The organism is Planctomycetaceae bacterium (assembly GCA_041398825.1).
Classification (GTDB): domain Bacteria; phylum Planctomycetota; class Planctomycetia; order Planctomycetales; family Planctomycetaceae; genus F1-80-MAGs062.
The window spans coordinates 19,692-44,006 of record JAWKTX010000025.1 but is presented as its reverse complement, the minus strand read 5'-3'; the positions used below and the strand labels follow the sequence as shown (position 1 = coordinate 44,006).

13 protein-coding genes and 1 tRNA gene are annotated in these 24,315 nt (G+C 54.8%); 8 read left to right on the top strand and 6 right to left on the bottom strand.

The window, feature by feature from the left end:
* The first annotated feature begins 276 nt into the window (after positions 1–276).
* Together R3C20_25725 and R3C20_25720 are read left to right on the top strand one after the other, a co-directional pair.
* Positions 277–1,365 carry a hypothetical protein gene (locus R3C20_25725; protein MEZ6043905.1) on the top strand — a complete coding sequence of 363 codons (1,089 nt, stop codon included), beginning with the start codon at positions 277–279 and terminating at the stop codon, positions 1,363–1,365.
* 49 nt (positions 1,366–1,414) lie between these two features.
* A complete protein-coding gene (locus R3C20_25720; GenBank protein MEZ6043904.1) occupies positions 1,415–2,287 on the top strand; it encodes a hypothetical protein in 873 nt (290 codons plus the stop codon).
* 45 nt (positions 2,288–2,332) lie between these two features.
* Here the strand turns inward: R3C20_25720 and R3C20_25715 are convergent, their stop codons facing one another.
* From R3C20_25715 to R3C20_25690, 6 genes are all read right to left on the bottom strand, one after another.
* On the bottom strand, positions 2,333–3,331 hold the full coding sequence (locus R3C20_25715) for a GTPase (protein ID MEZ6043903.1): 999 nt from the start codon (positions 3,329–3,331) through the stop codon (positions 2,333–2,335).
* Positions 3,332–3,529: 198 nt separating this feature from the next.
* Entirely contained in the window at positions 3,530–4,681 is a 1,152-nt protein-coding gene (locus tag R3C20_25710) for a tetratricopeptide repeat protein (protein MEZ6043902.1), read from the bottom strand.
* A gap of 202 nt (positions 4,682–4,883) precedes the next feature.
* A complete protein-coding gene (locus R3C20_25705; protein ID MEZ6043901.1) occupies positions 4,884–5,402 on the bottom strand; it encodes an LptE family protein in 519 nt (172 codons plus the stop codon).
* Between the two features lie 35 nt (positions 5,403–5,437).
* Positions 5,438–6,676, bottom strand: coding sequence for an outer membrane protein assembly factor BamD (gene bamD, locus R3C20_25700; protein ID MEZ6043900.1), 1,239 nt, complete (start codon positions 6,674–6,676; stop codon positions 5,438–5,440).
* Between the two features lie 126 nt (positions 6,677–6,802).
* Entirely contained in the window at positions 6,803–7,564 is a 762-nt protein-coding gene (gene recO / locus R3C20_25695; GenBank protein MEZ6043899.1) for a DNA repair protein RecO, read from the bottom strand.
* Positions 7,565–7,799: 235 nt separating this feature from the next.
* Positions 7,800–9,227, bottom strand: coding sequence for an HTTM domain-containing protein (locus R3C20_25690; protein MEZ6043898.1), 1,428 nt, complete (start codon positions 9,225–9,227; stop codon positions 7,800–7,802).
* A gap of 728 nt (positions 9,228–9,955) precedes the next feature.
* Between R3C20_25690 and secA the strand changes: the two genes are divergently transcribed.
* The 6 genes from secA to R3C20_25660 all read left to right on the top strand — a co-directional run bounded on the left by secA (position 9,956) and on the right by R3C20_25660 (position 23,586).
* Entirely contained in the window at positions 9,956–13,483 is a 3,528-nt protein-coding gene (gene secA / locus R3C20_25685; GenBank protein MEZ6043897.1) for a preprotein translocase subunit SecA, read from the top strand.
* Positions 13,480–14,913, top strand: a complete 1,434-nt coding sequence (locus R3C20_25680) for a 3-deoxy-D-manno-octulosonic acid transferase (protein MEZ6043896.1) — start codon at positions 13,480–13,482, stop codon at positions 14,911–14,913. Before secA ends, R3C20_25680 begins: the two co-directional genes overlap by 4 nt.
* A gap of 194 nt (positions 14,914–15,107) precedes the next feature.
* Positions 15,108–20,912, top strand: a complete 5,805-nt coding sequence (locus R3C20_25675; protein MEZ6043895.1) for a hypothetical protein — start codon at positions 15,108–15,110, stop codon at positions 20,910–20,912.
* Between the two features lie 227 nt (positions 20,913–21,139).
* Positions 21,140–21,224 (top strand) — tRNA-Leu (locus R3C20_25670).
* Positions 21,225–21,388: 164 nt separating this feature from the next.
* Positions 21,389–21,736 (top strand): hypothetical protein, encoded by a 348-nt coding sequence (locus R3C20_25665; protein MEZ6043894.1) that lies wholly within the window; start codon positions 21,389–21,391, stop codon positions 21,734–21,736.
* Between the two features lie 602 nt (positions 21,737–22,338).
* Entirely contained in the window at positions 22,339–23,586 is a 1,248-nt protein-coding gene (locus R3C20_25660; protein MEZ6043893.1) for a DUF1559 domain-containing protein, read from the top strand.
* The last annotated feature ends 729 nt before the right edge of the window (positions 23,587–24,315 follow it).

Sequence of the window (24,315 nt, the reverse complement as noted above, 5' to 3'; positions counted from 1 at the left end):
AAAAGCAACACCCGGCAGCATCTGATGCGAAAAGGCGACAGGACTTGAAAGCAACCCATAAGTGCAGCAGCCGTTTGCAAAGGAATCCCGATTTTCGTCCGAAGTACTTCCTTCATCCGACGTTGCCAGAAACTTTCAGAACGTTTCATTGGATGTGTACGACGACTGGTATTGACTCGCCCGGTACGGCAGACTTCATTTCCCGGCTGAAGCGATTTCAGAAAGTATCTGAATGTCTCCAGGGCAAATTCCTATTGAGTCATGCAAGAGATGATCATGACTGATTCTTCTTCGGAAAGTGTGTCACGTTGTCTTCCGACCGGTGAAGGCGCCGTTCATTCTGCACAGGTTTGGCTGCCGTGCGCATGCCTGTTGATTGTTCTGGGAATCGCATGGATGGTCCAGTTTGACGCGGCATCAAAAAATTCCGTGGCGATTTCTGCAGAAGACTCGTCACGAAATTCGTTTTCACTCCATTGCGTCGAAATCCCTTCGTCAGCAGAGACGATGGCAGCGGAAGAAACAGAACGGCTGCTTCGCAGGACCATAGTGGCATTCGACACCGGACACGAATTCCAATTGAACCCCGGTGTGATTACCCTGAAGGAACCTACTTCTCTGACTGACGGGCTAGAATTGCTCAGAGAGCAAATTTACTCGCACCAGAAATTCAGAATTTCGATACTGGCTGATCATGAGTCGCTGGGTGTGAATAACCTGGCTGAGATGAAAGTGAATGCATGTGTTCCAAAGGTGCCAAACCAATCTGCAGAACATTACCTTGAGTGGCTGCTGCAGGTGATGGAAGACCCTCTGGACTATGTCGTGACAACGAAGGGCCAAGTACTGGTTACGACCCGAAACAGACAAGCTGGCCTTTTTTACGAGCGAGCGTATAACATCGCCACGGTCAAAGATCTGTTTGCCCCGTCCCACAAAATCAAAGTGGATCCTGCTTTGTTTCCATTGCCGCCTTTGAATGGAGGACAAGGCACTTTCCAGCCAGATCAGCGCAGGACGGGGGCGGGCGGTGGATTCGGATTTTTCCGGGTGAATGACGCGTCGAATATTCCGGCATCCACCAAATGGATTCCGACTGCGACTGTTCGAGAACTGACCAGTAGCGATTCAAACGCAGAAGACCGGTTTCAGCAACTACGAACACTTCAGAACATGAACGCTTCCGAGCGTTTGATCTGGACGCTGAAGAGACTGACATGGCCAGTTGTGAAATGGCAGGAAGTGGACCAGGAGGGAGGAATCATTTCATCACGGAATGAGAAGATACTGGTCGTGCAGAATCGACGAGGTCATCGGGCCATACGGGATATCCTGGAAGCCTTGTGTGAGTACAGTCTGCAGTGAATGGTCACACCGAATCCATTCTGTGGGGTACACCATCGGGAGTCATCTTGTGAAACGGTTAGGTCTGACGGTTGAGCTCGTGCTGGCAGCATGTGTCGTACTCAGCGCTGTCTTTGTTGTCGCTTCGAAGAGGCCAGAGTTAAATCTCTCAGCCACTGAAACGGCGTCAGGCAAAGTGGCATCGCCCGTCACTTCGATCAAACCGCTTCCATGGGATGGCGTAACCGAAGAAAGTTCTCCTTCTGAACTCCTGACGGCACTCCAGTCAGCACCCAGTGATCGCCATCGCGAAACCGTCATCCGGGCGCTACTTGCATCATGCCGCGTTTCGCCTTTTAAGGGAATTGAAAGGCCCGGCGAAAAAACCAACTCCGTCAGTCTCACTCAAGTGCTCGACAATATTGCGTCTCAAATTCACCAACAGTCCCAGGTGGTCATTCACTTTCTGCCGGACACGCTTGAACTTGAACTGGAAGGAATAGGGCTTCTTGAGGACGTTCAGCTGACAGTCGTGGAGATGGAGAATGTTTCTGCAGAATTGGCCATTGTCACATTGCTGAACGGCCTCGAACCGCAGTTGTCCTACATGATTCGCGGCAACCTCATTCTGATCACAACACTGGTGGCAGCCGAGTCGGATGAGAACCTCGAAGTACAGCTTTATGACGTCGAAGAGCTGTTACCCATGTTCAGCGGATCCGACAAAGAGAACGCTTATACTCGGCTCATGACAGCAATCGAGAACGCGACATCACCTCCTGCAAAATGGTTTCGCATTGATTGGGAAGGTGGGCGGATTGATGCCGCTCACAATCTGCTGATCATACGCCAAACAGGTTTAGTCCACAGGCGCATCCAGAACTTTCTGCAGTCGCTTCTTGAACAGAAACGCAGTACCGCATCCAGCGACGGCATCAGGTAACCAACAATCGAGCTCTGTTGGTGAAGCTATCCGGCTGTCATACGGCTAGTGGAGTTCGACGATATCGCCATCACAAAGTTTGTGTTGTCTGCCAACGACCAGCGATTCGCTGCTGATGCTCCCGTCATCGGCGCGTCGACGAATTCTTGCACTGGTCACTCGTCGAAACAGCTCTTCGTGGAGGTGCAATGCCAGGTCTTCGACGGTACCGCCAATCGGAATCGTGACCGGGTCGGCCAGGTCAGGAGCGTCTCCCGGGCGGCGAGTATAAACACGGATAATGTCCAGCAGACCAAAGATGGTGTGAGTCAACGGCGGAAGCGTCTCTGGCCGATTCGCTTCGAACTCCAGAACCGGAAGATTTCGGTCGGCCGTCTCTGAAAATATTTCCCGGCGAAGAGTTGCGTCTGGTGCATCACAGCGAGTCATGACGACAGCGGCGGGGATCTGTAGAACAGCGAAGCTGTCTTCATCGAAACCACTGACTGTGGAAAGTCGAGTTTTACGCTGTTCGAATTCTGAAACCACAGCCAGCGTTTGCTCCGGAGCGTCATCATTCGATCCGTCCAGCAAAAGCAAAACGCCGTCTGCGGTACGGACCAGGTTCAGGAGCCAGGGAGCAAGTTGTCCGGGACAAACCGGAGGAGTATCGACCAGCTGAACCTGAATCCCAAAGCAGGACAGCATCCCCGGAGATGGCTCGCGCGTTGTGAACGGCCACGGGGATACCTCGGGCGTCGCGCGGGTCATGGATCGAAGTAGCTGGCTCTTGCCACTGTTGGGCGGTCCGACAATAACGATTCGACCAGCGCCCTGACGCGGCAAACGGAACTGCGACGTCGAACGAGTGTTGATGGCCGCAGACAGTTGCTGGTTCGCTTCCTTGAGTCGCGTTTTCAGGCTAGCCTGAAGTCGTTCTGTTCCTTTGTGTTTCGGGATCAGCTGCAGCATTCGCTGAAGGCAATCGATTTGATCCGCAGGCGTCTGTGCGCGGCGGAATTCACGTTCGGCCTTTTGATATTGCGGAGTCAGGTTGGCAGGCATGGTAAGGAGGACCACCGTTGCAAGACAGTCGTTCGACTTCAGACCGTCGGGTGATACAACTGGTTAAAACTGCAGGAACCGGCGAATGTCCACTTCAGAGTCTTGCTGAATTGTGTTTGCTGAACGGCGGTTGTTCCAACCTGTCACCCGCGTATGGCGGACATGATCCAGCCCGAAAGCCATCAAGAGACGCTCTGTCTAGTCGCGGATCGCCTTGCCTGCATCCAGCAGAGCCATATGTTCTTTCAGCCGCGGCTTTGCTTCTGCTGGCGCTTGTTCGATGGCTGTCGCCAGCCATTGTCTGGCTTCTTCCATACGATTGTTTTCGGCCAGGGCTGCGGCAAGCGTATCGAGCGTGTTCCATTGCTGGTATTCACTTTTCTGACAGGCATCCAGGGCCAGATCAAGTGACTTCGGAGCGTTTCGAATGCTGTCGTCTTTACATGTGGCCAGAATCCACGCAAGGTCATTGATGGCTTCGTAGGTCTCTGGGCGGATTTTGATGGCCTGTTCCAGGTCCGCAATAGAATTTCTGTAGTCTCCCTTCAGCTTATGGGTAAACGCACGGTTGCCGAGAGAGTCGGTATATTGAGGGTCCACTTTCAGGGCCGCAGTAAAGTCGCGGATTGCGTCATCCAGTTTGCCCATCTTCTGAAAAACAACCCCCCGATTGTTCAGTGCTTCGGGGTATTCGGGCACCTGTTGCAGGGCTGTTTGAAGATCGGCCAGCGCATTGGGGTACTGCTGCATTGCGATGTAAGCAATCGCGCGGTTGTTGCGAGCCAGAAAGTGTTTTGGATCGAGATTCAAAGCCATCGAATAATCCTGAATGGCTTTCTGATATTCGCCCTTCAGATAATGACACTGTCCACGATTGTTGAATGCTCCCGCATTCTTCTGTTCACGGCGCAGGCTTTCGGTAAAGTCAGAAATGGCACGGTCATACTGTTTGTGTGCCAGCAGCGCGACACCTCGCAGGTGATAGTTTTCTGCTGTGGCAGTGGTCGTCAACCGCTTCGACAATTCATCGATGGCAGTGTCGTACATGACCGTTTCACGTTCCCAAAGCCAGCCACCTTTCTCGGCAACCCAGAGCCACTCACCATTCGTAATCGACACGGTGAAAACCTCACCGAGATAGGCTCGCCATACGGTTGCCTGTGGCGTCTTAAGCTCGGCTCCTGCTACCGTAACGATCACTTTCCTGCCAATCCTTGGATCACGTTCTGCCTGAGCCGAAACACTGGAACCGCTGACAGCCGCCGGCACACTGACTGTGCTGACCAACAACACAAAAGTTGCCAGTGCAGTAAGTAAACAAAGTCGAAGAACAGATCGTGAGTCGCTCATTTCAGCTGGGTCTTCCTGAACACATTGATCAATGGCGTTCCGTACGGCACGTCATCATGACATGCCAGACTGGGCAGTCGCGAATCTTAGACATCAGCTGCTGCCGGAGTCTACGTCGGCAGAACGTCCGCCAGCCCGGGAGATCGATTCTTCCAGCAGGAAGAGACACATATTCCTGCCTCTGATCTGTAGCTTTGCTGACTTACCAGGGAGCTTCCATCAGATCAACGATCTGACTGGCGAGTCGGCCTGCAGCATCCTGCTGAGCTGTCGCCAGGGAGTGTCCGGCCTCAGGCGCGAACGAAACCTGAGAAGCCTGCTGGGAAAGGTCGGGTCCGATCGGAAAAACATGTTGCTGAAGGATTTTTCCGCTGCGCCGGTCCAGCCACGTGATTTCCGCGCCAACCAGCAACTGCAGTTCCCGTGGGTCGTCAAACCGGTTCTCGCTGAGTACTGATTTTCGGTACTCAACGATTCGTCCTTTCAGAATCGTGTCCGCCGAGAATTCGTCGGTAAGGCGATACGGCGTTCGCGATTTAATTTCGTTCTGAACGGCTTCGGTCAGCAGATAGTCCAGGTTACGACGGAATGTTTCCGACTGGAAGACTGGTACATGAACCGTTCGAACGCCTTCGACAACGGGACTGCCCAGCATATATCCGCAACCGGAGACAGCGGTCAGCAGCAGGGCCGTTGAAAGAAGCGAAGCTCGATGATTCATTACGTCATTCTGCGGAGACGAATCCCTTGAATTGTTTATAACCGTACACGGCCGCCAGCAGGTTCTTCAGCACGACTGTCACTCACAGATCGGGTGGGAGGCCCGGAGCCCTGACCGTTACGAGGATCGCGAGTGTTCGGGATCGTTTTCAGATACTCTTCGATTTCCGGCAGGCCATCCAGAGTGGCAGGGTCGATTGTTCCCAGCAGGTTTCTGGCTTCAGCGGCAAACTTCGTATCCGGAAAATCCGCAATCAACTGAATACACCCGATGGCAACGGCCCGCGGTCTTCCTTTACGCTGAGCATACTGCACTTTGTCCCACGCACGCTGAGCCTGCAGTAAATAGATCTTCTGAAGGTCTTCTCTGACCGCCCCGCGTTGCTCTGATGCCGGAAACAAATGCAGCGATTGTTCCTTGAGTTTGGCGGCAGCCTCAAGATCTCCACCCTCGTAATAGCTGCCCTGATAGGACATCAGCTTCACGTGGGATCCCAGAAGGTAAGCCTTTTCGAAGTGCGGACTGTCGGGATATTCCTCTCGCAGGATCTTGTAGTAGCGGTCCGCTTCGACATAGTTCTTTCGTCGCTGATGATAAGTCGCCGTCAGCATCAGCGCGTCATCGGCCAGTGGTCCGGTGGGATCATTCATCCAGATCGCTTTCAGGGCCTGCAATGCTCGCCCCTGTGTGTCGAACATCGGGCGAGAACTGTCCGTGAAGTTTGGCAGAATACGATATTTCAGACTGGGGGCATTCGAGGGTGCGACAGGTTTTGATGAATCGGGCACAGCGGTTTCGCTGCTGACCTGCCGAATCTCCGATTTTGCCACGGGATCGCTGATTTCCATCCAGCGGCGAGCAATCGCAAACAACCGACGACTGGCAGGTTCGACGTAACGCGTAGAGGGATAATCGACAAACAGCTGATCGTAAGCGTCCTGCGCTTTGGCGAGTTCGCCATTGGCGTAGTATGTTTCAGCAAGCCCGAATTGGGCCTGCTCGCCTACAGAAGATTCTTTGTATTTCTTCGCAACCTTCTTGTAGATCTTCTCAGCAGCTTCGTAGTCTTTGGCATCGAATCGTGTCTGGGCCGTTTCCACCAGACGCTGCGCTTCTTCAGAATATCGTTGTCCTGCTTCGAGCGGCGTTTCTGCACTCAGACTTCGCTCCAGTGGCCCCCGAATTCCTTTGGTACTGGAGAGAGCGCTGAGAGACGAATTAGAGAACGCCTGACATCCGGAAAACAGCATTGCCGCGCACGACAGGATGAGCACGACTGACCAATTCCGCTCGCCTCGCCAAATGGCAACGGTGTGCCATTCATGCTCGCTTGCCGAACCCTGATCAGCCGAATCCGTTCGGCAGTTTCTCGTCCTGAGTTGTGACATGTTTTTCAACTGTCAGATTTTTATGTAGCGAAGCGTGGAGGGCTTACGGCCAAGGTTCTGCGTGATTGCTGACACGGCAAATCGATGGCATTCAGCCAGCTGTGCTGATGTTGGTGGGGGCATATCCTGCGGATCAACATCCGCTTCTGAAATCGTACGCAAAAAAGCAATCGAACCAGCAGAAACAGAGGTGCCTGCATATTCTTCACGACGACAGTTTCCGCACAGAAGCCCGCCCTGAGAAACCCAGTGAGCGTATCCCGAACGAACATTCTGATCGACAGGCACAACTTCTCCGCAAACGGAGCAATCAAACAGGTTGGGTAACAATCCGATCTCGCGCAGAAGCGCGATTTCGAAGTGAACCAGAATCAATGAAGGGTTGTTGTCCTTCCCTGCCAGCTTCTCCAGGGTATCAACCAGAAGGTCGTACAATGAAGGAGCCGGGTCGAAATCTTCAGTCATCCCGGCAATCAGTTCGGCCACGTAATACCCGCCATAAACACGCGACAAATCGGGCGTTGAGGGCCTGAATCGAGTGATTAAACGAGCTTCGGTGAGCAAACTTAAAGCGCCGGAAGACTTCCTTATGAAGACTACGCGACATCGCGAAAGCAGGTCAAGAGCAGCATCGAATGGACCTTTCAAACGCTTGGCGCCTTTGGCCAGAGCGGCGAATTTTCCGTATTCTCTGCTGAAGAATGTGACCACCCGGCTGGATTCGCTGAAATCCACCTGCCGCAGGACTACCGCCTCGCCTTTTTCTGACGACATCGTTCCGCTCGAATCCGTTACTGCCCAACCATTGCTTATTCGCGTTGCTGATCCTCCGCGCGGCGGGAACGTTCGCCTCCCGCCGCGCGGGATGTTCGCCTCCTGAGTCGACAACAGCAACCCCATACCGCCCGAAGGCATGGGATTTCCCGGAATGCCTCGTTCACTCCTGCGTGTGTGCAGCAATGGCAAAGGTCATCCACCGCTTCGCCAGAAAAATGGACGGGCACGTGAGCTATTCAGATTCTGCGGGACCGACCCCCATCTCCAGCAGAACGGTTGATTCTCCCGGACCAGGCTCACCGATCGCCTTTGCGGTGCCAATGATTCGGGCATTAACGACAAAGCGGTCTTCCGTTTGCGTTTGATTCCAGCGATACACAAGGTGTGCCAGATAGCGGGACGGAAAACCTGGACAGGCACTCGATGCTGTCTCCAGAAAGTACCGAAACCGATAAGAGGAGTGCAGCTGCTGGACTCGCATGCGATCGGTGGTTGTCACTTCAGAATTGATCAGATCGATCGTCTCACCATTCGCCAGAGTCGCCTCGGAAGAAAACTGATAGGAGTACTTCGGAGTGGTGGTATACATCGACCAAATCGCGTTCCAGCCGATGAGTGACACAATCCGCTCTTCTGTCGGCAGGAAGTTCTTACCGAAATTTGCAGCCTGAATGACGATCGTCGTTGCTGCCAGGACAGCAAGTGCTGAATTCCAGACGATCCGTCTGCGCATGGTGTGTTTTGATCCCGCTGCGGTGGTCACGGTCTCCGCTTTCGTGTTCTTCTCAGACTCCTCCGGCCAGATCAATGATGACAGGAACGGGATGGTTGCAGCCGCTGTGATCAGCGGAAAGATATGGAGCCAGATTGTCATTCCCAGCCCAAACTGAAACATCCAGAACGCCGGAATCACAAACATGCGGATCGTCCTTGTCCGCCACGGAATGAACAGGCACAGAGGCGCGATGATCTCAAACCACACCACCGCCGGTGTCATGTAGCGCAGGAGGGTCGGATACTGTCCAAGCCATTGCCCCGCCGGACGAATCCATTGCGTTTGACCGAGTGCCCGTTCGATGGCCGTTCCCGCGGTCCATTCCGGATCGGTCTTAAACCAGCCCGCAAAGAAGTAGACGCAGGCAAACTGCAGCAGCAATGCTGCGGAAGATGCGGAGAGGATAATACGCTGATCCGGGATCACATCGCGACGCCCATCGACGTGGCGTCCATCGATCGAATATCGCAATCCCAGTGGCAGAAACAGGCTCCAGAACAACATCGACCGAAGAAGATCGTCACCGGCATCCAGCAGAAACGTGTTTCTTGCGTGCAATGAAATGGTCAGCAGCCAACAGAGGGCGGTTGCCGTTCGCGTGCGGTAGCCGACCAGAAGCATCAAACCGCTCAATGCCGCAAGGACAAAGTGCCCGACCTGAAAGGCGTAGGAACCGTTCAGCATCTGCAGGGACATGTAGCAGTCCGGTGCAACGACAAGGTCGCGTGGAAGAAATCCGTCGTCCGTGTAATTTTCGACGATGAAACGCGATCTTAAGGCCAGATCTGCAAGAAGGATCGATGCGATTACGATTCGGAAGACGCCAAGGCACCGGGCATCAATTCCAAACATGTCCCGAAGGATACTTGTGGGTCGCTGAAGCATGAGCCCCTGAAGCAAATCTCAAAAAACTTCGCCGGACGGACCTGGAATCAGCAAGCAGCCCACCCACGGCCATCTCAGGATTCCGGGCTGAGCAACCTGGTGACGGCAGCGTTCAACCAGTCCTTTCGACGGGCGCGTCACCTCACAGCCAGTGTGTAATTCCTGAACTGGGCTGTCAAGCGGGTGATTGAAAGGTACGGTTCCTGAACGGGCCGGCCCTGAACTCTGTGTCCTATCGCCCGGTCGTCCGAAGGAGCAAGCGGCTGCAAAAATTGCTGCAGCCAGATTCGGAGAGAGACGATCCTGCCCACATCCAACCCCGGAAGGGTCGCGATAGCCGGAAACCATTCTGTTTCGGCATAGTGGTTGCTTCCAGACCGCTGAAGGCGACGCTCGACCGTCGGATTCCCGCTTCAAACGGGGGTAATGCGGAGGTTCGGGCGGGATTGACCGGTGTTGCGAATTTCAAATACACTTGCGCCACATTGACTTACGACGAAAAACGCGTCTGTTGACACCGGAATCCAATGCCTGCCGATGTGGCAGCACATGAATCTGTTGTCGCGACGAGTTGCAATGGTTTCCGGTAGCCGAAAGGCTCGGTCACCAGATAACACAAGGCCGCCAAACGATGTTCGGTAATTCACGCCGAAAGTCTGGTGTGGTCGGCGGCGAGACACACCGTCCTGACGTTTACGGATTGATATCTTCAGAACTGCTGAGCCATCATGGAATTCATCGAAAAAGTTGGCGACTTCTTTAACGCCGCCTCTGGCAAGATCGAACGCGGCATAACCAATCTGTTTGGGTCGTCCAATGAACGACGGATGAAGCGACTGGGCTTTGTTCGTGATCGCAACGGGATGACTTCAATCGTTCCGGGTTCTCTGCTCGACCGCATCAACCAGCTGGAATCCGGCTTTCAGAAGCTGAGCGACGACGAGCTGCGACAGTGCAGCGAGAAATTTCGCGCACGGCTTCGCGCGGGAGAAACTCTGGACGATTTGCTTCCGGAAGCGTTCGCTGCAGTTCGGGAGTCCGGACGTCGTTTTCTGAAAATGCGACACTACGAAGTTCAGATGATCGGTGGATACTTCCTGCATCATGGCATGATTGCGGAAATGGTCACCGGTGAAGGTAAGACACTGGTCGCAACGCTGCCCACGTACCTGAACGCGCTGGCAGGCAAGGTTCACGTGATCACAGTGAACGACTATCTGGCTCAGCGCGACATGGAATGGATGGGTCCGGTCTACCTGAATCTGGGTTTAAGTGTCGGAGCCATTCAGTCGAACATGGGGCCGCAGGAACGACAAAAGCACTATGCCTGCGACATCACCTATGGCACAAGTAACCAGTTTGGTTTCGACTACCTGCGAGACAACATGAAGCCAACCAAAGAGCTTCAGGTGCAGGGGCCGCTGGATTATGCGGTCGTCGACGAAATCGACAATATTCTGATCGATGAAGCCCGCACGCCGCTGATCATCAGTGGTCCCGCCCATGACAACCTTGAAAAGTATCCCCGCGCAGACCAGATCGCTCGACAACTGAAACCGGATGTCGACTTCGAAGTCAAGGAAAAGGAGCACACCTGTCACCTGACCGAAGAAGGTGTGCGTCGCGCGGAGCAGCTGGCAGGAGTGGAAAGTTTCTATACGGCCGGCAACATGGAGTGGCCACACCTTCTCGACAACGCGCTGAAGGCTCACTACCTCTACAAACGTGACGTCCAGTATGTGGTCGAACGTGGAGAGGTCGTCATCGTTGACGAAAACACAGGCCGTAAGATGGAAGGCCGTCAATGGAGCGACGGTCTGCACCAGGCCGTCGAAGCCAAAGAAGGTGTGAAGATTAAGGAAGAGTCGCAAACCCTGGCGACCATCACTCTTCAAAACTACTTCCGACTGTACAAGAAGCTCAGCGGCATGACCGGTACAGCAATGACCGAAGCCGAAGAGTTCTACAAGATTTACAAGCTGGACGTTGTTGCGGTTCCTACCAACCGGCACATGCAACGTATCAATTACCCGGACAACATCTACGGCACGGACAAGGAAAAATGGCAGGCCGTCGTCGACGAGATTGTCGAAGTTCATAAAACCGGTCGCCCCGTTCTGGTTGGTACCACGTCCATCGAACTCTCCGAGCTCGTCAGCAACAAACTGGTGAAACAGGGCATCAAACACGCTGTACTGAACGCAAAATTCCACGAGCGTGAAGCCGAAATTGTTGCGCAGGCCGGACGCAAAGGCGCAGTAACGATCGCCACCAACATGGCCGGTCGCGGTACCGACATCATTCTTGGCGGCAACCCGGAACACATCGCCTGGGAAGAGCTGAAGGAAAAATACGCCACACGTCTGGACGTACCAAAATCGGAATGGGACGAACTAACCCGCGCCATTGCCGAACGCGAAGGGATGATCGAAGAAGGCAAGGAAATCTCCCAACTGGGTGGACTTCACGTCATCGGAACCGAACGACACGACTCGCGCCGTATCGACCTGCAGCTGCGAGGCCGTGCTGGTCGACAGGGCGACCCGGGCTCCAGCCGCTTCTTCATCTCGCTTGATGACAAGCTCATGCGACTGTTCGCCGGCGACTTTGTGAAGCGAGTGATGCAGTGGGCCGGGCTCAGTGAAGGCGAACCCATCGTCAGCCCGATGGTGACTCGCCGCGTCGAAGGCGCGCAGAAGAAGATCGAAGAACGGCACTTCGACCAGCGGAAGAACCTGCTGGAATATGACGAAGTGATGGATGAACAGCGCAAGCGAACGTATTCCTATCGTCAGGATATCCTCGATGGCTGTGACACCCGCTCCCTGGTGCTGGGGATGATGGATCAGCAGATCGAACACTGGGCCGCCCATTTCCTGGATCGCAACTATCGATGGGAGACAATCAAGGAGTGGGTCGGGCATAAACTGCATCTGGAAGTGGAGCCCTACCAGATTCGCGACATGGACTTCAATCAGCTCGAACAATACCTGAGAGACGAAGGGCATGCTCAGGCTGAGACACTGACCTACGAACAAATCGATATCGATTTGCCGGCAGACTCAGAGACAAAGACGGACTGGAACTGGATGGCTCTGACAAAATGGGCTAACCGGCAATTCGATCTGAATCTGAATGACCGCGATCTGCGCAAGCACGATCGGGACGAACTGCACGGCGTTCTGATGGAGCACGCAAAGAAGTCCATGGAACGCTGGGAACTGAAGGATCTGCACACGTTTCTGGATGATCAGTTCCAGCAACGAAGTCTCGCCGGCTGGGCCAATTTCCACTTCACCCTGAATCTGCGCCCCGAAGATTTTTCAGACCTCGAACTTTCGCAGATCGTTTCGCTGCTCAAAGAACGCGTACGTTCACGATACGATGAAAAAGAAGTGACCTTCCCGGTTTCTGTCGGGATGCACAGTTTTCTGTCCGGCGACGGCTCTCACGGCGAAAAAGCAAATCGCGAACGCCTGGCGCGATGGGCGAACACGCGATTTGGTACTCAGTACAACCCGGAACAATTCGCTGAAAGCTCCTTCGAACAGATCTTTGAAACTCTTGCCGATGCCAGCAAAGCGTTCCTTTCCGCGAGGCCTGACAGCAGCGTGGTCGAACAGAAACTGGATGCTGTACTTGGAGATTCGACATCCGAACCACAAAAGCTCAGCGATCTGCAGATCGAAGAACTGGTCACCTGGGGCGAAAAAGAACTCCACGTTTCTCTGGATGCCGAACAACTCCGAAAGCTGACAACGGACAAAGCCCGCGCATTCATTCTGCATCGGATGGACAGAGCCGCGCGACCCGAAATGCAGCAGACCGAACGTTCTGTGTTGCTGGAGATCCTGGATACGTCCTGGAAAGATCATTTGTACTTCATGGGGCACCTGCGGCAGGGCATCGGCTTTGTCGGATACGCTCAGAAAGACCCACGTACCGAATACAAACGAGAAGGCCGCCGCGCATTCAATTCCATGTGGGATCGGATTGGTGAGCAAGTCACCCAGACGATCTTCCGCATTGAACATGAGAGCCCGAACTTCGTGGGCTCGCTCTGGCAGATCACTGCGACCGCACACGACGTCGCACCACCACCCGAACCGACCGAAGAATACCAGACCAGCGGCCCGGAACCCGGTGAACCCAACAAAGCCATTCAGCCCATCATCAATGACGAACCCAAGGTCGGCCGCAACGATCAATGCCCCTGTGGCAGCGGCAAGAAGTACAAGAAGTGCTGCGGAAAATGATGACGGTTCGCCCAACGACATGGATGTTGAACCTGGGCTACGCAGCGATCCTGTGTTTGCTGTGCCCCTTCATTCTCTGGCGGATGCTTCGTCACGGGAGGTATCGCCGAGGCATTCGTGAGAAGTTTCTTGGCACAGCCAAAGCTGTAGCCTTGAGCTGCCAGTCGTCGCATCAATCCGGCCCAAACGCCGAACAGAATCCTCAACCAGCGGAAAAACCGGTGGTGTGGTTTCATGCCGTCAGCGTGGGTGAAGTGGTTCAGCTGGAGAAAGTGGTTACCGCATTTCGACAGCAAACCAACGCCAATTACGACGTTGTCATCAGCACTTCCACAGACACCGGTTACGATCTGGCAGTCCGACGATTTCCGGACTGCCGTGTCACCTGGTTTCCACTGGACTTTTCCTGGGCCGTGAACTCAGCCCTTGATCGTATTCGGCCGCGAATGCTGGTCCTGATGGAGCTTGAAATCTGGCCAAACCTGATCAGAGCGTGCCACGATCGAACCATATCGGTTGCCATTGTGAATGCCCGTATGAGCGACAGGAGCGTGCGGGGTTATCGGCGTATTCGTCCATTCATTGCGCCAACACTTGCTCGCATTTCGCTGATCGCCGCGCAATCGCAGCAGTACGCCGATCGCCTGAAATCGCTTGGAGCAAGAACAGATGCGTTATGGGTCACGGGATCGATCAAATTCGATGGCGTGGACACCGACCGGGAAAACCCCAAAACGACCGCGCTTCGGCAGGCACTGGGCCTTCAGGCCAATCAACTGATCTTTATCGCGGGTAGCACGCAGGAGCCTGAAGAAGAGCTTTGCCTGCAGGCCTGGCTGCAGCTTCGAAAGGAATTCCCGAATCTTCGATTTGTCAGCGTTCCACGGCACAAAGAACGATTCGAAGATGTTGCCCAGGTATTTTTTCGTCACAACGTGCCTTTCATCCGCCGATCACATTTGATGGATCCCGAATCCAGACTCCGCCCTGCGACAACTCACGCTGAATCCGGCGCCGAACTGCCCGCCATTCTACTGGACACCATTGGTGAACTCAGCGCCTGCTGGGGGCTGGCCGACATCGCCTTCGTCGGCGGAAGCTTTGGTAACCGGGGTGGTCAGAACATGATCGAACCCGCCGCGTATGGCGCAGCGGTACTGTTTGGACCCAACACGTCCAATTTCCGCGACGTCGTTGCGTTATTCCGGGCAAACCATGCCTGTGTGCAGCTCAGTTCACCCGATCAGCTTTTGCCAACGCTGCACACACTGATTCAGGATCGCCAACAGCGTAAGAACTTTGGGCAGCGAGCTCAGAATGTGGTGCTCTCACAACAGGGCGCTACACTTCAGACAGTGGAGCTGCTGCGATCGCTGATTGACGATCTCAATACAAGTCGCCAGCCGTCTGACGGCCAGATCGCCGCCTAGTCCGCCACCATTCGCCAGGAATTGGCGTGCCCGAAAACGGACTTCAATGCTGACGTAGCGTTCTGTTCTGCAGATCTGCTGAAAGCGGCTTCCACAGCCCCGAATCGGCACGTATTCTGTGGGACACACTGATCGACAGGTTCCGCTGCCGATACCCTCGCCTGCCCCACCCCTCCACGCTGGACGCGTGCCTCATGAGTACCAATCTTGATCCGATTGTGGCCGCAAAGCTTCGGCAGTTTGCTCGTCGAAGACGCTGGCTGATTGTTGCCCGCGGAATCTGCGCAGGACTCGTGACATTTCTTACGTGTCTGACGATCGCCGGATTTGTTGACTGGTACTGGCTGCTGGAAGATTCGTTTCGCTACGCGCTGACGGCAGGTGTGTATGCTCTCACAGCGATCGTCGTCTGGCTGACGTCTGTCCGCCGTTTGATGCGGCCGCTTGATCGGGAAGAAATTGCCGCTCAGGTGGAACTGGCGGAGCCGCAACTGAAAGAGAATCTGTTATCCGCTGTTGAACTCGCCGTGGAAAACCCGGGCACCGTTCACGATTCACCCCTGTTCCGCAGTTTGCTGCAGGGCAGCGTTGCGACGCAAATGGGTCGTCTTAAGATCCCGTCATTGCTGCCCGTGCAACTGGTCTTCCGCTGGCTTATCGCAGCCGGAATTCTGGTCGCCACCGGAACCCTCCTTCTGACATCATCAGATGATCGCTTTCGGCGGCTCGCCGTCCGCACGATTCTTCCCGGAGCAAACATCGCTCGCGTATCACGCATTCGTGTCGAAATCCTCGAACCAACACCCCAGTCAAAACTGATGGCCGAAGATGAAACCGTTGCCGTGGTCGTTGCCGTCAGTGGTGGCACCGTCGATGAAGTAACGCTGGAGATTTCGACAGCATCGGATGGCGTAGCTCGCCAGATCATGCGTCACCGAGGTGGTGGTTCCGATCATAAGGATGAGTACACCGCCAATATTCATGTGATGGACGAAACGGTGGAATATCGTATTCTTGCCGGCGATGCCATCACTCAGAAGTTTCGGCTGGAATCGCGTCCGCGGCCCCACGTTGTCACATTTCAAAAGACCCTGAATTATCCCGACTACAGCCTTCTGCCACCCAGACAACTCGCGGAATCACATGGCGACCTGATTGCCCTTGAAGGCACTCAAGCCAGTCTTTCCCTGGTCATGGATCAGCAGGTTTCGATCGCCGAACTGGTGATCGATCCGATAGATTCGGACGACATCCAAACGGTTGCGCTGACGCCAGCGGACAAACAAGCAAACACATGGCAGGCCACAGTCACGATTGAGGAACCCGCTGTCTATAAGGTAAGGCTGGTATCAGAGGAAACGGGTTTCGAAAACACATTTGCCCCCCGACACGAAATCCGTCCTGTACCGGATCTGATCCCCCGAGCAGGATTTGTCAACCAGCAGGAGACAACGCTGCTTGTACCGCCAAATGACATTCTCGCGCTGCAGGGAATGGCGGAGGATGATTTGCCTGTCGCCAGTCTGCATCAGCACGTTTCCATTAACGGCGACGAATGGTTGGTGTTGCCGCTGGAGTACCAGTCTGTCGGCGGGACCGAAGGTCGCCAACTGACCACGGCATGGGAATGGGACCTGGCACATCATCGCCTGAAAACGGGCGACCAGGTGCTGACGAAACTGGTTGCAACAGATCGCAAAGGCAGCATCGGCGAATCGGTTCCGCTGCGTCTGGTGGTGGCAGCGCGGGAATTTGACCCGCTGCGTCATACGATGATGGAGCGAAAGCTAAGCCTGCAGAAGCACATGGCCGATTTCTCTGTATCTCTCAACCAGCACAAAACATCTGCACTGGAAGTGATTGATCGACTTCGTGAACCGGGCAATCCTGCGAACCAACGGCAGTCAGATCGGGCCGCATTGGCAGATCTTGCTCACAAACAACGCGAACTTGCTTCGAAACTACTGAAGCAGATCCAGGATGTTGAACGTGAAATGGCCCCCGGCGCAGATGCGCATGAACTGGATCTGGCCGGCCGACTGGTTGCTCGCACAGAAAGGGAACACGCCTCCACCATTTTATGGCTAGTGCAGACGATCCCGTCCAGCAGCGACGGTGATCAACACAGCAAAGCTCTGGATGAACTCAAACGAACATTCGAACGAACAGCCGACGACGCAAAGCAATTACACGATCAGTATCAGTACCTGGCGGCGTTCAATTTTCTGAATTCACTGGCCAGCGATCTCGATGCGATGCTCCGTCACCAGCAGATGATTGTCCATCATCCCACACAAACCTGGCAGCGACTTCAGCGACACGAAACCATTATCCTGAATCAGTTGAGAGCCCTGGAACGACTGATTCACACTCACAGAACAGATTTGCCCACATCTCTCGAAAGTCCCATGACCCGACTGCTGCAGTGGTCCGAATCTGTGCGCGACCGACTGACTTACGCGATGGAATCGGACGACAAGATTGAAGAACTGAAAGCCACAGCCGTCTATGTTCTCGAGCAACTTCAACAGCAGCAGCGCATCGATACAGCAGACGGAGGTATTCCCAACCGACAGCAACACACGTGGCGCGATTTCGATCAGCGATCCGGCAGTCTGTACGTCCCCATCGAACAGGCGGGCCGGGCTGCTGAACAGGAAAATCGTCTGGTCATGCAGGCAACTCAGGCTGTGGATTCCTTACAGGGAAAACAGCTGCTGGAACAGGCAGAACGATTCGCTTTCGAGATCGACCTGAAGCATCGGATCAGCATCGATCAACTGCGGGCCCGCAGACAACTGACGCAACTGCGCAGAGATTCAGATTCTCAGTATGCAGCCGACGCCGGACTCACCGTTCGTGCTGCGACTTCGCTGCTGAACCAGCATCGTACAGGGCCCATCGCCGAATCAGAAATCCCCCAACAGATCCTTGAAATCGCCCCGGCATACAGAACACTGGAAGCCGGACATGACCTGATTCTGGCGCAGAATGTTGTGAATCAGCTGCTCGAAATGGAACGATGGCAATCGCAAAGCCTGCAGTCGCACATCGATCATCCGCGACAATGGGATCTGACCCAACGGTTACTGGAAACGGCCAGTCAGCATTTGAAAGAAGCACGGGTCGCAGGTGAACTCGTCGGGCCCGTCGATCAGCTGCGGTGGTCCGCCGCAGCGCGAGATGCGGGTCGAAAAATTGGCGAACGACGGTGGAAACGCGACCACATGATTTCCGCCAGCCATGAACTGGAACAGATTCAAACATCACTCGCAGAAATTGTCGAACGTCTTCACCCAGTCATGGAGGATGCCCGCGCGACGATCGCGAAGTATTCTCCCACGATTTCACAAATGGCCGAACAGACTTCCGCTGAAGTGCGTCGTCTGGAAGAACAAACGATTCAGGTCGCCGACCAGACGGAAGTCGCGACAGAAGACCGGCAGGATGCAACATCAAGCGATGCTGACGCTACACTGGCCCAACTGCAGCAGGAGCAGCAGCAGATTAACCAACAAATTCAGGACCTTGTAGACGCTTTAATCGATGATGCCAACCGGCAGGACCTTCTGGAAACGGAACAGCGTGAACGCGCACGAGATGCAGACGACAGCATCGCTTTGATCCAGCAGCCAGCGATTCGAATGAATCAAATTATGCAGGACGCGTTGCAGAATCCTTCGTCTGCGGAACGCGTCAATGAACTCGCGCAAGCCTCAGAACAACAGGAACTGACCGCCCAGGCTTTGGATCTGGTGGCCCGGCACTTTCAGCAACTCAATCAGGGCCAGGACGTTGCCGATTCCAGACAACAACTTCGCCTGTCAGAACAACAAACCGGAATCGCGCGGAAGATGGCTGAACAATACGACAGCGTGCAGCAACTGGAAGAACAGATCAGCCAGTCTCCTGATCAACTGATCCAGGAACTCGAGGCAGAGCTCCAACAGAATCCTGCCATGCAGCAGGCCTTGTCAGAGATTTCCCGCAACGCAATTCAGGAAGCTCGAAACGCTCTTGAGTATGCCGCCAACGACGATCAAAACATCCAGCGAACCAATGAGCGATCCGATCAGGCATTCCAGGATCGTAAACGGGAACTCGCCACTCAGCTTCGCGAAGTTGGCCAGGAAGCCTCTCGCCTTTCAACAATGCTGGTTGCTCAGGCGATCCAGTCGGCTGCCATGGGCCAGTCAGCACAGGCCCGGGAACACTTCACTGAGACTCAGAAGTTGCTGAACGAAGCCGCTTCAAAAGCCAATAGCGCACGGGACGACACTTTGCTTGCCGATCTGAATCAGACGGCCGTGGAGGCTCGAGATGCCATTGAAAAGGCGACCGAATCACTCAAACTGGCGCAGCAGCAAACAGTCAAAGAACAGGACTCAGCAATCCATAAGGACGACGCAACCAGAGCCGCACAGCAAAAAGATCTGGAATCCCGCCGACAGCGGTTTCTGGATCAGCAGAAGCGAACCGCCAATGATCTGGCTCGACGCGCCGACGATGCAAAGCGGCGCAGCGAACAGTCTGTAAAAAACGCTGAAAATGAGCTTCGCAAAGCGGAACAGCGCATCGAACAGGTTCAAAAATCACTGGAAAAAAAACCCGACGATGCAAATCTGAAGACTCAGCTGGTACAGGCCCAAAATCATCGAGACACGACACAGGAAGAGGTCAACAAGGCAGAGGACGAATTGTCTGCGGCCCGACAAAAGGCACAGGAACGACATGACCATGCGGACGCAGTCGCCTCAAAGAAGCAACCCCCTCTTTCCGCACCCAATCCCGCCATTCAGTTGGCGGATCATTATGCAGCTGAAGCCCTCGATGACGCCGAACGCATTCTGAACGCGGCGAGTGGGATTGCTGACGCGACAGATTTCCAGAAAGATCTGAATCCAGCCGCCAGTCAGCTCGCATCCGCCAAACAACAGCAATCAGAAATCACAGAAGATGTTCAGGCGGCGTCTGATGATGTTGCAAGGGCCGCCCGGCACGAACGACGACTCAACAATCAGCCAGCCGTGCAACCGCTTCTGGAAACCGCAGCCCAGATTGCACGCGTCGCGCAAAACGAATCGAAGAATGCAGAAAAACAACTCGACATCGCTTCCAACGAGGCAACGGCAAACGATCAAAAAGCCGCGATGAAACAGGATGCCACAACGCTGGATGCCACAAGCAAGACACAGCCGTCGGATGACGCGGGTGAGTTCGACCCGGGAAAAACAGACTCAGAATCAAACGCGGTGGCAACGAACCCAGACGATGCACACCCGGTCAGCCCTGGAAGAACAAACGCTCAGGCCTTGCTGGCTCAGAAGGAACTGGCGACGGCAGAGCAGGCCTTCCTGCAGCAGTCCGGTCATTTGGATCAGATCCTGCAGCCCCTGCTGGCAGACGCGGCAGAGACGCAGCAGGACCAGACGGAAAAATTAGCTCAGGGAGCCCAGCCGGCCAGCCAGCAATCCGTCGGAGGCGGACCAGCAGACAACAGTCCGCAATCCAGCGCGTCTCAACCTGTGGATTCACAGGCAGCGGAACAGTCGTTTACCCCTGACGAGCTTGCTCGTGGTCAGCAACTGGCACGGACGCTCGACGAACTTGATCGACTGCAAGCGTCTCAACAAGCTGCGCCGGGTGCGGCAACGGAAGCCAGTCCGACGCCCGCTTCACGCGTCAATGCCATGACTCAGGAGGCGCAAGCTCGGCAGGCCGAGTTAGCGGCCGCTCGTAATCAGATGCAGCAACAAGCTGTCGCTGCGATGCGCAATCCTGCGCAGCAATCCGCTGATGGATTCTCCGAACCTCCGGCCGGAACCGATTTTGACGTTACGCGGGTCAATCGAAAAGAGAACGAGAACTGGGGCAAGCTGCGAACGAATTCCGCAGAGGATGTGATTCAAAGCCGGACCGATCAGGTCTCTGAGGAGTACCGAAGTCGGGTCGAAACATATTTTCGAGTCCTTGCCGAACGCGCCAGACAGTCACGGTAGTTCAGACCGAAGGAGAAGCCACAGCCCGACAGGCCACTCAGAACCGGTAAATTCGAATGTCTCTGACCAGCGAGGTGTTGTCTTGCTGGCAGAACCCTTGCGAATCGGCCGCCATTTGATTACCGTCCGCCGCTCCGAACCTGAATGTGCCGCGCATTGTCCTGCTTTATTCGCGGTTCAGACTTGCCAACAAATTGGCCCGTCTGAGCGACTCAGGTTTCCACTCAGCCGGAGTGGCGGAATGGCAGACGCGCCGGATTCAAAATCCGGTGAGGGTAATTCCTCGTGCGGGTTCGACCCCCGCCTCCGGTACTTGATATCAAAGGACTTACGTCAAATCGACGTGAGTCCTTTTTTTGTGCCAACACCCAATGTGCCGCATTGTGCCGTAGCAGGGCGCTCGCATGGCTCTCACATAAATTGCGCCAGAGCCACGCGATGCCTAGAATCTCTCCTGTTACGAAAGGCACTCTGCGATGGCATTTTTTCAGAAAGATCAGCGATCCGGTCGGTCTCAAGTTCGCTTTCGTTTTCGTAGCACCGAATTCAAACGCTCTGTCGGAACGAAGAGTGAACGAGAAGCCGTTGCAACCCTGCATCGAGTCAAAGACACGCTGCTCCTGCTCGAATCCGCACGGCTTGCTCTTCCCAACGGGATTGATCCAGCCGACTTCATACTTTCTGACGGAAAGCTGACTCTGGCGGACACGGTTGTCTCCGTCAGACTCAACAAACTCTTTGAGTCGTACAATGAGAGTTTGCCGGCAGGAGCCAAGGAACAGAATACCGTGTCGAACAGCAGTTTCGTACGCCCGTGGAGTTGACGCATTGGCCAGCTTGCCATCAAAAAAATCCCGCCACGCCTGTTGCCCCGCATTACCAGCCGAAAGGATGATCGACGGAACAGAGCTCAGCTTCCCTCGACTTTGTGGCGTGAATAATAACCACCTTTATCATGGACAGTGCCAGAACGGATGAAACCCGTCAAGTATTGCTTTGTGCTTTGACTACCATTGGTTTTCTCATGGATCCAGAAGTTCAGCAATGGTTCAGTCGAGTGGCAAATGCCAGCAGAGATGAGCGGAGGCAATCTTGAATTCTGCTGACACTCAGATTCGGCAACAGGTCATCGAATTGCTTGAAGAGAGCTGCACTGCCCCGGATCGGCTCGGATCAGCATTTCGTGAGCGACTGGGACAAACGACAACCCGCAAGTCTCACAGTGCAGACAAACGGCACCGCCTGAATTGTCGCAGACAGAGGCAAGGGAACCACTTCCGACCACGCATCAGGGAGGTCCTGCGATAACCGAGTGCAACGGAACTCAGCTTCGATTTCAGTCGTTTGGGCGTCGTTGATCAGTCGCGCCGGTACAGCAAACTCTCTTGAAGTGCGTATTGACAACCTGGCCTGCCGAGATACACTGATGCCCGGGTGGTTCTCCCTCTCTCCCGCTCTCCCGTTATCCCGTTTATTACACCAGGGTTTGCATCATGATTGTTGGGGGTGGCATGTGGATGGCATTCAATGTGTGGGCTGCGATGGATCACTGAGGTCCTGGAGTACGAATCATCAACGTCATCGTCGGCTGCAGAATTGCACTCGGCGGAAGCCGGGCTTCACGCTGGTGGAACTGCTGGTTGTGCTGGCCGTCATTGGTATTTTGCTGGCGCTGCTGTTACCGGCTGTTCAGCAGGCACGCGGTGCAGCTCGGGCGGCCATGTGTCGCAACAATCTGAAGCAGCTTGGCCTCGCACTGCACAATTACCATGATGTGTACGGCATGTTTCCGGCTCGTCAGGGAGGCAGCGGGACTCTGTTTGATGGCGGTCATCGTTTTCGGATGAGCGGCTTTGTGGCATTGTTGCCGTATTACGAGCAACAAGCCTTGTATCAGCAGATCATGGAGGCTCAGGATCGTCCGTGGCTGGATACGTCGTGGTGGAATCAGAAGCTGGCCATTCTGATGTGTCCGGCTGATGCGGGGGATCGTCCGCCTGCGGGTGATGGTCCGCGAGGTCTGACCAGTTACGCGTTTTGCGGCGGTGATACGTATCTGGCATCAACGGTCAGTCCTTCTGAACGAACAGATCCGGTATTGGCGGCCAGGAACCTGCCGATGTCAAACCGCGGCATTTTTGGTCGTGGTTCTTGTACCCGGATTCGAGACATCACTGACGGCACCAGCAACACGATTGCGTTGGGTGAACGCTCGCGTCCATCGTCCTTGTACGATCGTGGCATGGTGGCCGTGGATGCAGACGGAGATCCTTCAACGTTCTTGCCGTCTGCCTGTGCCGCAACATGGGCAGGCAATCGTTATCAGGCTGGCACCCCGATGTTTGATTTCAGCACCAGCCCCGGCTTTCGCTGGGGCGACGGTGCTGCCTTCTTTCAGGCATTCAACACGATCCTGCCACCAAACTCGGCATCGTGTCTGATCGGCGGTTCCACCTGGCCCTCCGGCGGCGGCCACTTCGGCCCCGGCATTTGGACGGCAACAAGCGAACATCCCGGCGGTGTCATGGTACTGCTGGCTGATGGCAGTGCAAAGCTGATCAGCGAGAGCATTGATTCAGGCAATCGAATGTCTGTCCCAGTAATTTCAGGACCAAGCATTTTCGGCGTCTGGGGGGCGCTGGGAACGAAGGCGGGAGGGGACTCATCGCGATAGTTTTGACAGAATGGTTAGCTAGGCAGTTTCAAAGTGTCGTCAGAATCAGTTCTAAAGTCAAATTCCAACTATGACAGGCTGTTGATGTGTTTGATTGATGAGTCGTAGCGTATGGGATCGGCGGATTGTCCGTCGTTCATTATTAGTGGATCGTCAATAGGGAGAAGTAGCATGGTGATTGGGGGGACGATGAGATCCGCAGGGATTCCATCAATGGTTCTCGCGGCATTAATGTGTGTCCTGCTAGACCTTGCGGCATTACCTAGCGCTTGGGCATTCAACTCCGATGGTGGGTGTTCTGTAACGCAGAACGGCACAACCCTTTGCTCGGCCGCTCCCAGTGCGACGAGTGGAGCATGCTGCTGCGTTGGGTGTGATGAAGACGAAGATGGCACGTTTGACGATCATGAGTGCCGCTGCTGCGCCTCCGGTGAGGGGTGCAGTACGGACTGCAAGGACAAACCGGGCGGAGGGATGATGGCGGACGTTACATGCGATCCGGGTTTTTAAGAGGCGTAGGTAAGCGGACAGCATCATGTTTGGTGCGTCTTTCTCCACAAGTCGACGTGCAGTCTTGTTACCAGGATGCGTCACCGGCGTCCGTTCCGTTTGCGGATTGAATCCACGTCGTGTGTCGACTGCACGTAGCCTGCCCCGCTTGAGATCAGAAAAATCTCGGGACATGGTGCTGTCCATCTAATAGTCTGGCGTCTTCTCATCAGTAAAATC

Coding starts and splice junctions, on each gene's coding strand:
- R3C20_25725 (MEZ6043905.1), top strand. CDS start 277: ATGACTGATTCTTCTTCGGAAAGTGTGTCACGTTGTCTTCCGACCGGT.
- R3C20_25715 (MEZ6043903.1), bottom strand. CDS start 3,331: ATGCCTGCCAACCTGACTCCGCAATATCAAAAGGCCGAACGTGAATTC.
- R3C20_25710 (MEZ6043902.1), bottom strand. CDS start 4,681: ATGAGCGACTCACGATCTGTTCTTCGACTTTGTTTACTTACTGCACTG.
- R3C20_25705 (MEZ6043901.1), bottom strand. CDS start 5,402: ATGAATCATCGAGCTTCGCTTCTTTCAACGGCCCTGCTGCTGACCGCT.
- recO (MEZ6043899.1), bottom strand. CDS start 7,564: ATGTCGTCAGAAAAAGGCGAGGCGGTAGTCCTGCGGCAGGTGGATTTC.
- R3C20_25690 (MEZ6043898.1), bottom strand. CDS start 9,227: ATGCTTCAGCGACCCACAAGTATCCTTCGGGACATGTTTGGAATTGAT.
- secA (MEZ6043897.1), top strand. CDS start 9,956: ATGGAATTCATCGAAAAAGTTGGCGACTTCTTTAACGCCGCCTCTGGC.
- R3C20_25680 (MEZ6043896.1), top strand. CDS start 13,480: ATGATGACGGTTCGCCCAACGACATGGATGTTGAACCTGGGCTACGCA.
- R3C20_25675 (MEZ6043895.1), top strand. CDS start 15,108: ATGAGTACCAATCTTGATCCGATTGTGGCCGCAAAGCTTCGGCAGTTT.
- R3C20_25665 (MEZ6043894.1), top strand. CDS start 21,389: ATGGCATTTTTTCAGAAAGATCAGCGATCCGGTCGGTCTCAAGTTCGC.
- R3C20_25660 (MEZ6043893.1), top strand. CDS start 22,339: ATGCCCGGGTGGTTCTCCCTCTCTCCCGCTCTCCCGTTATCCCGTTTA.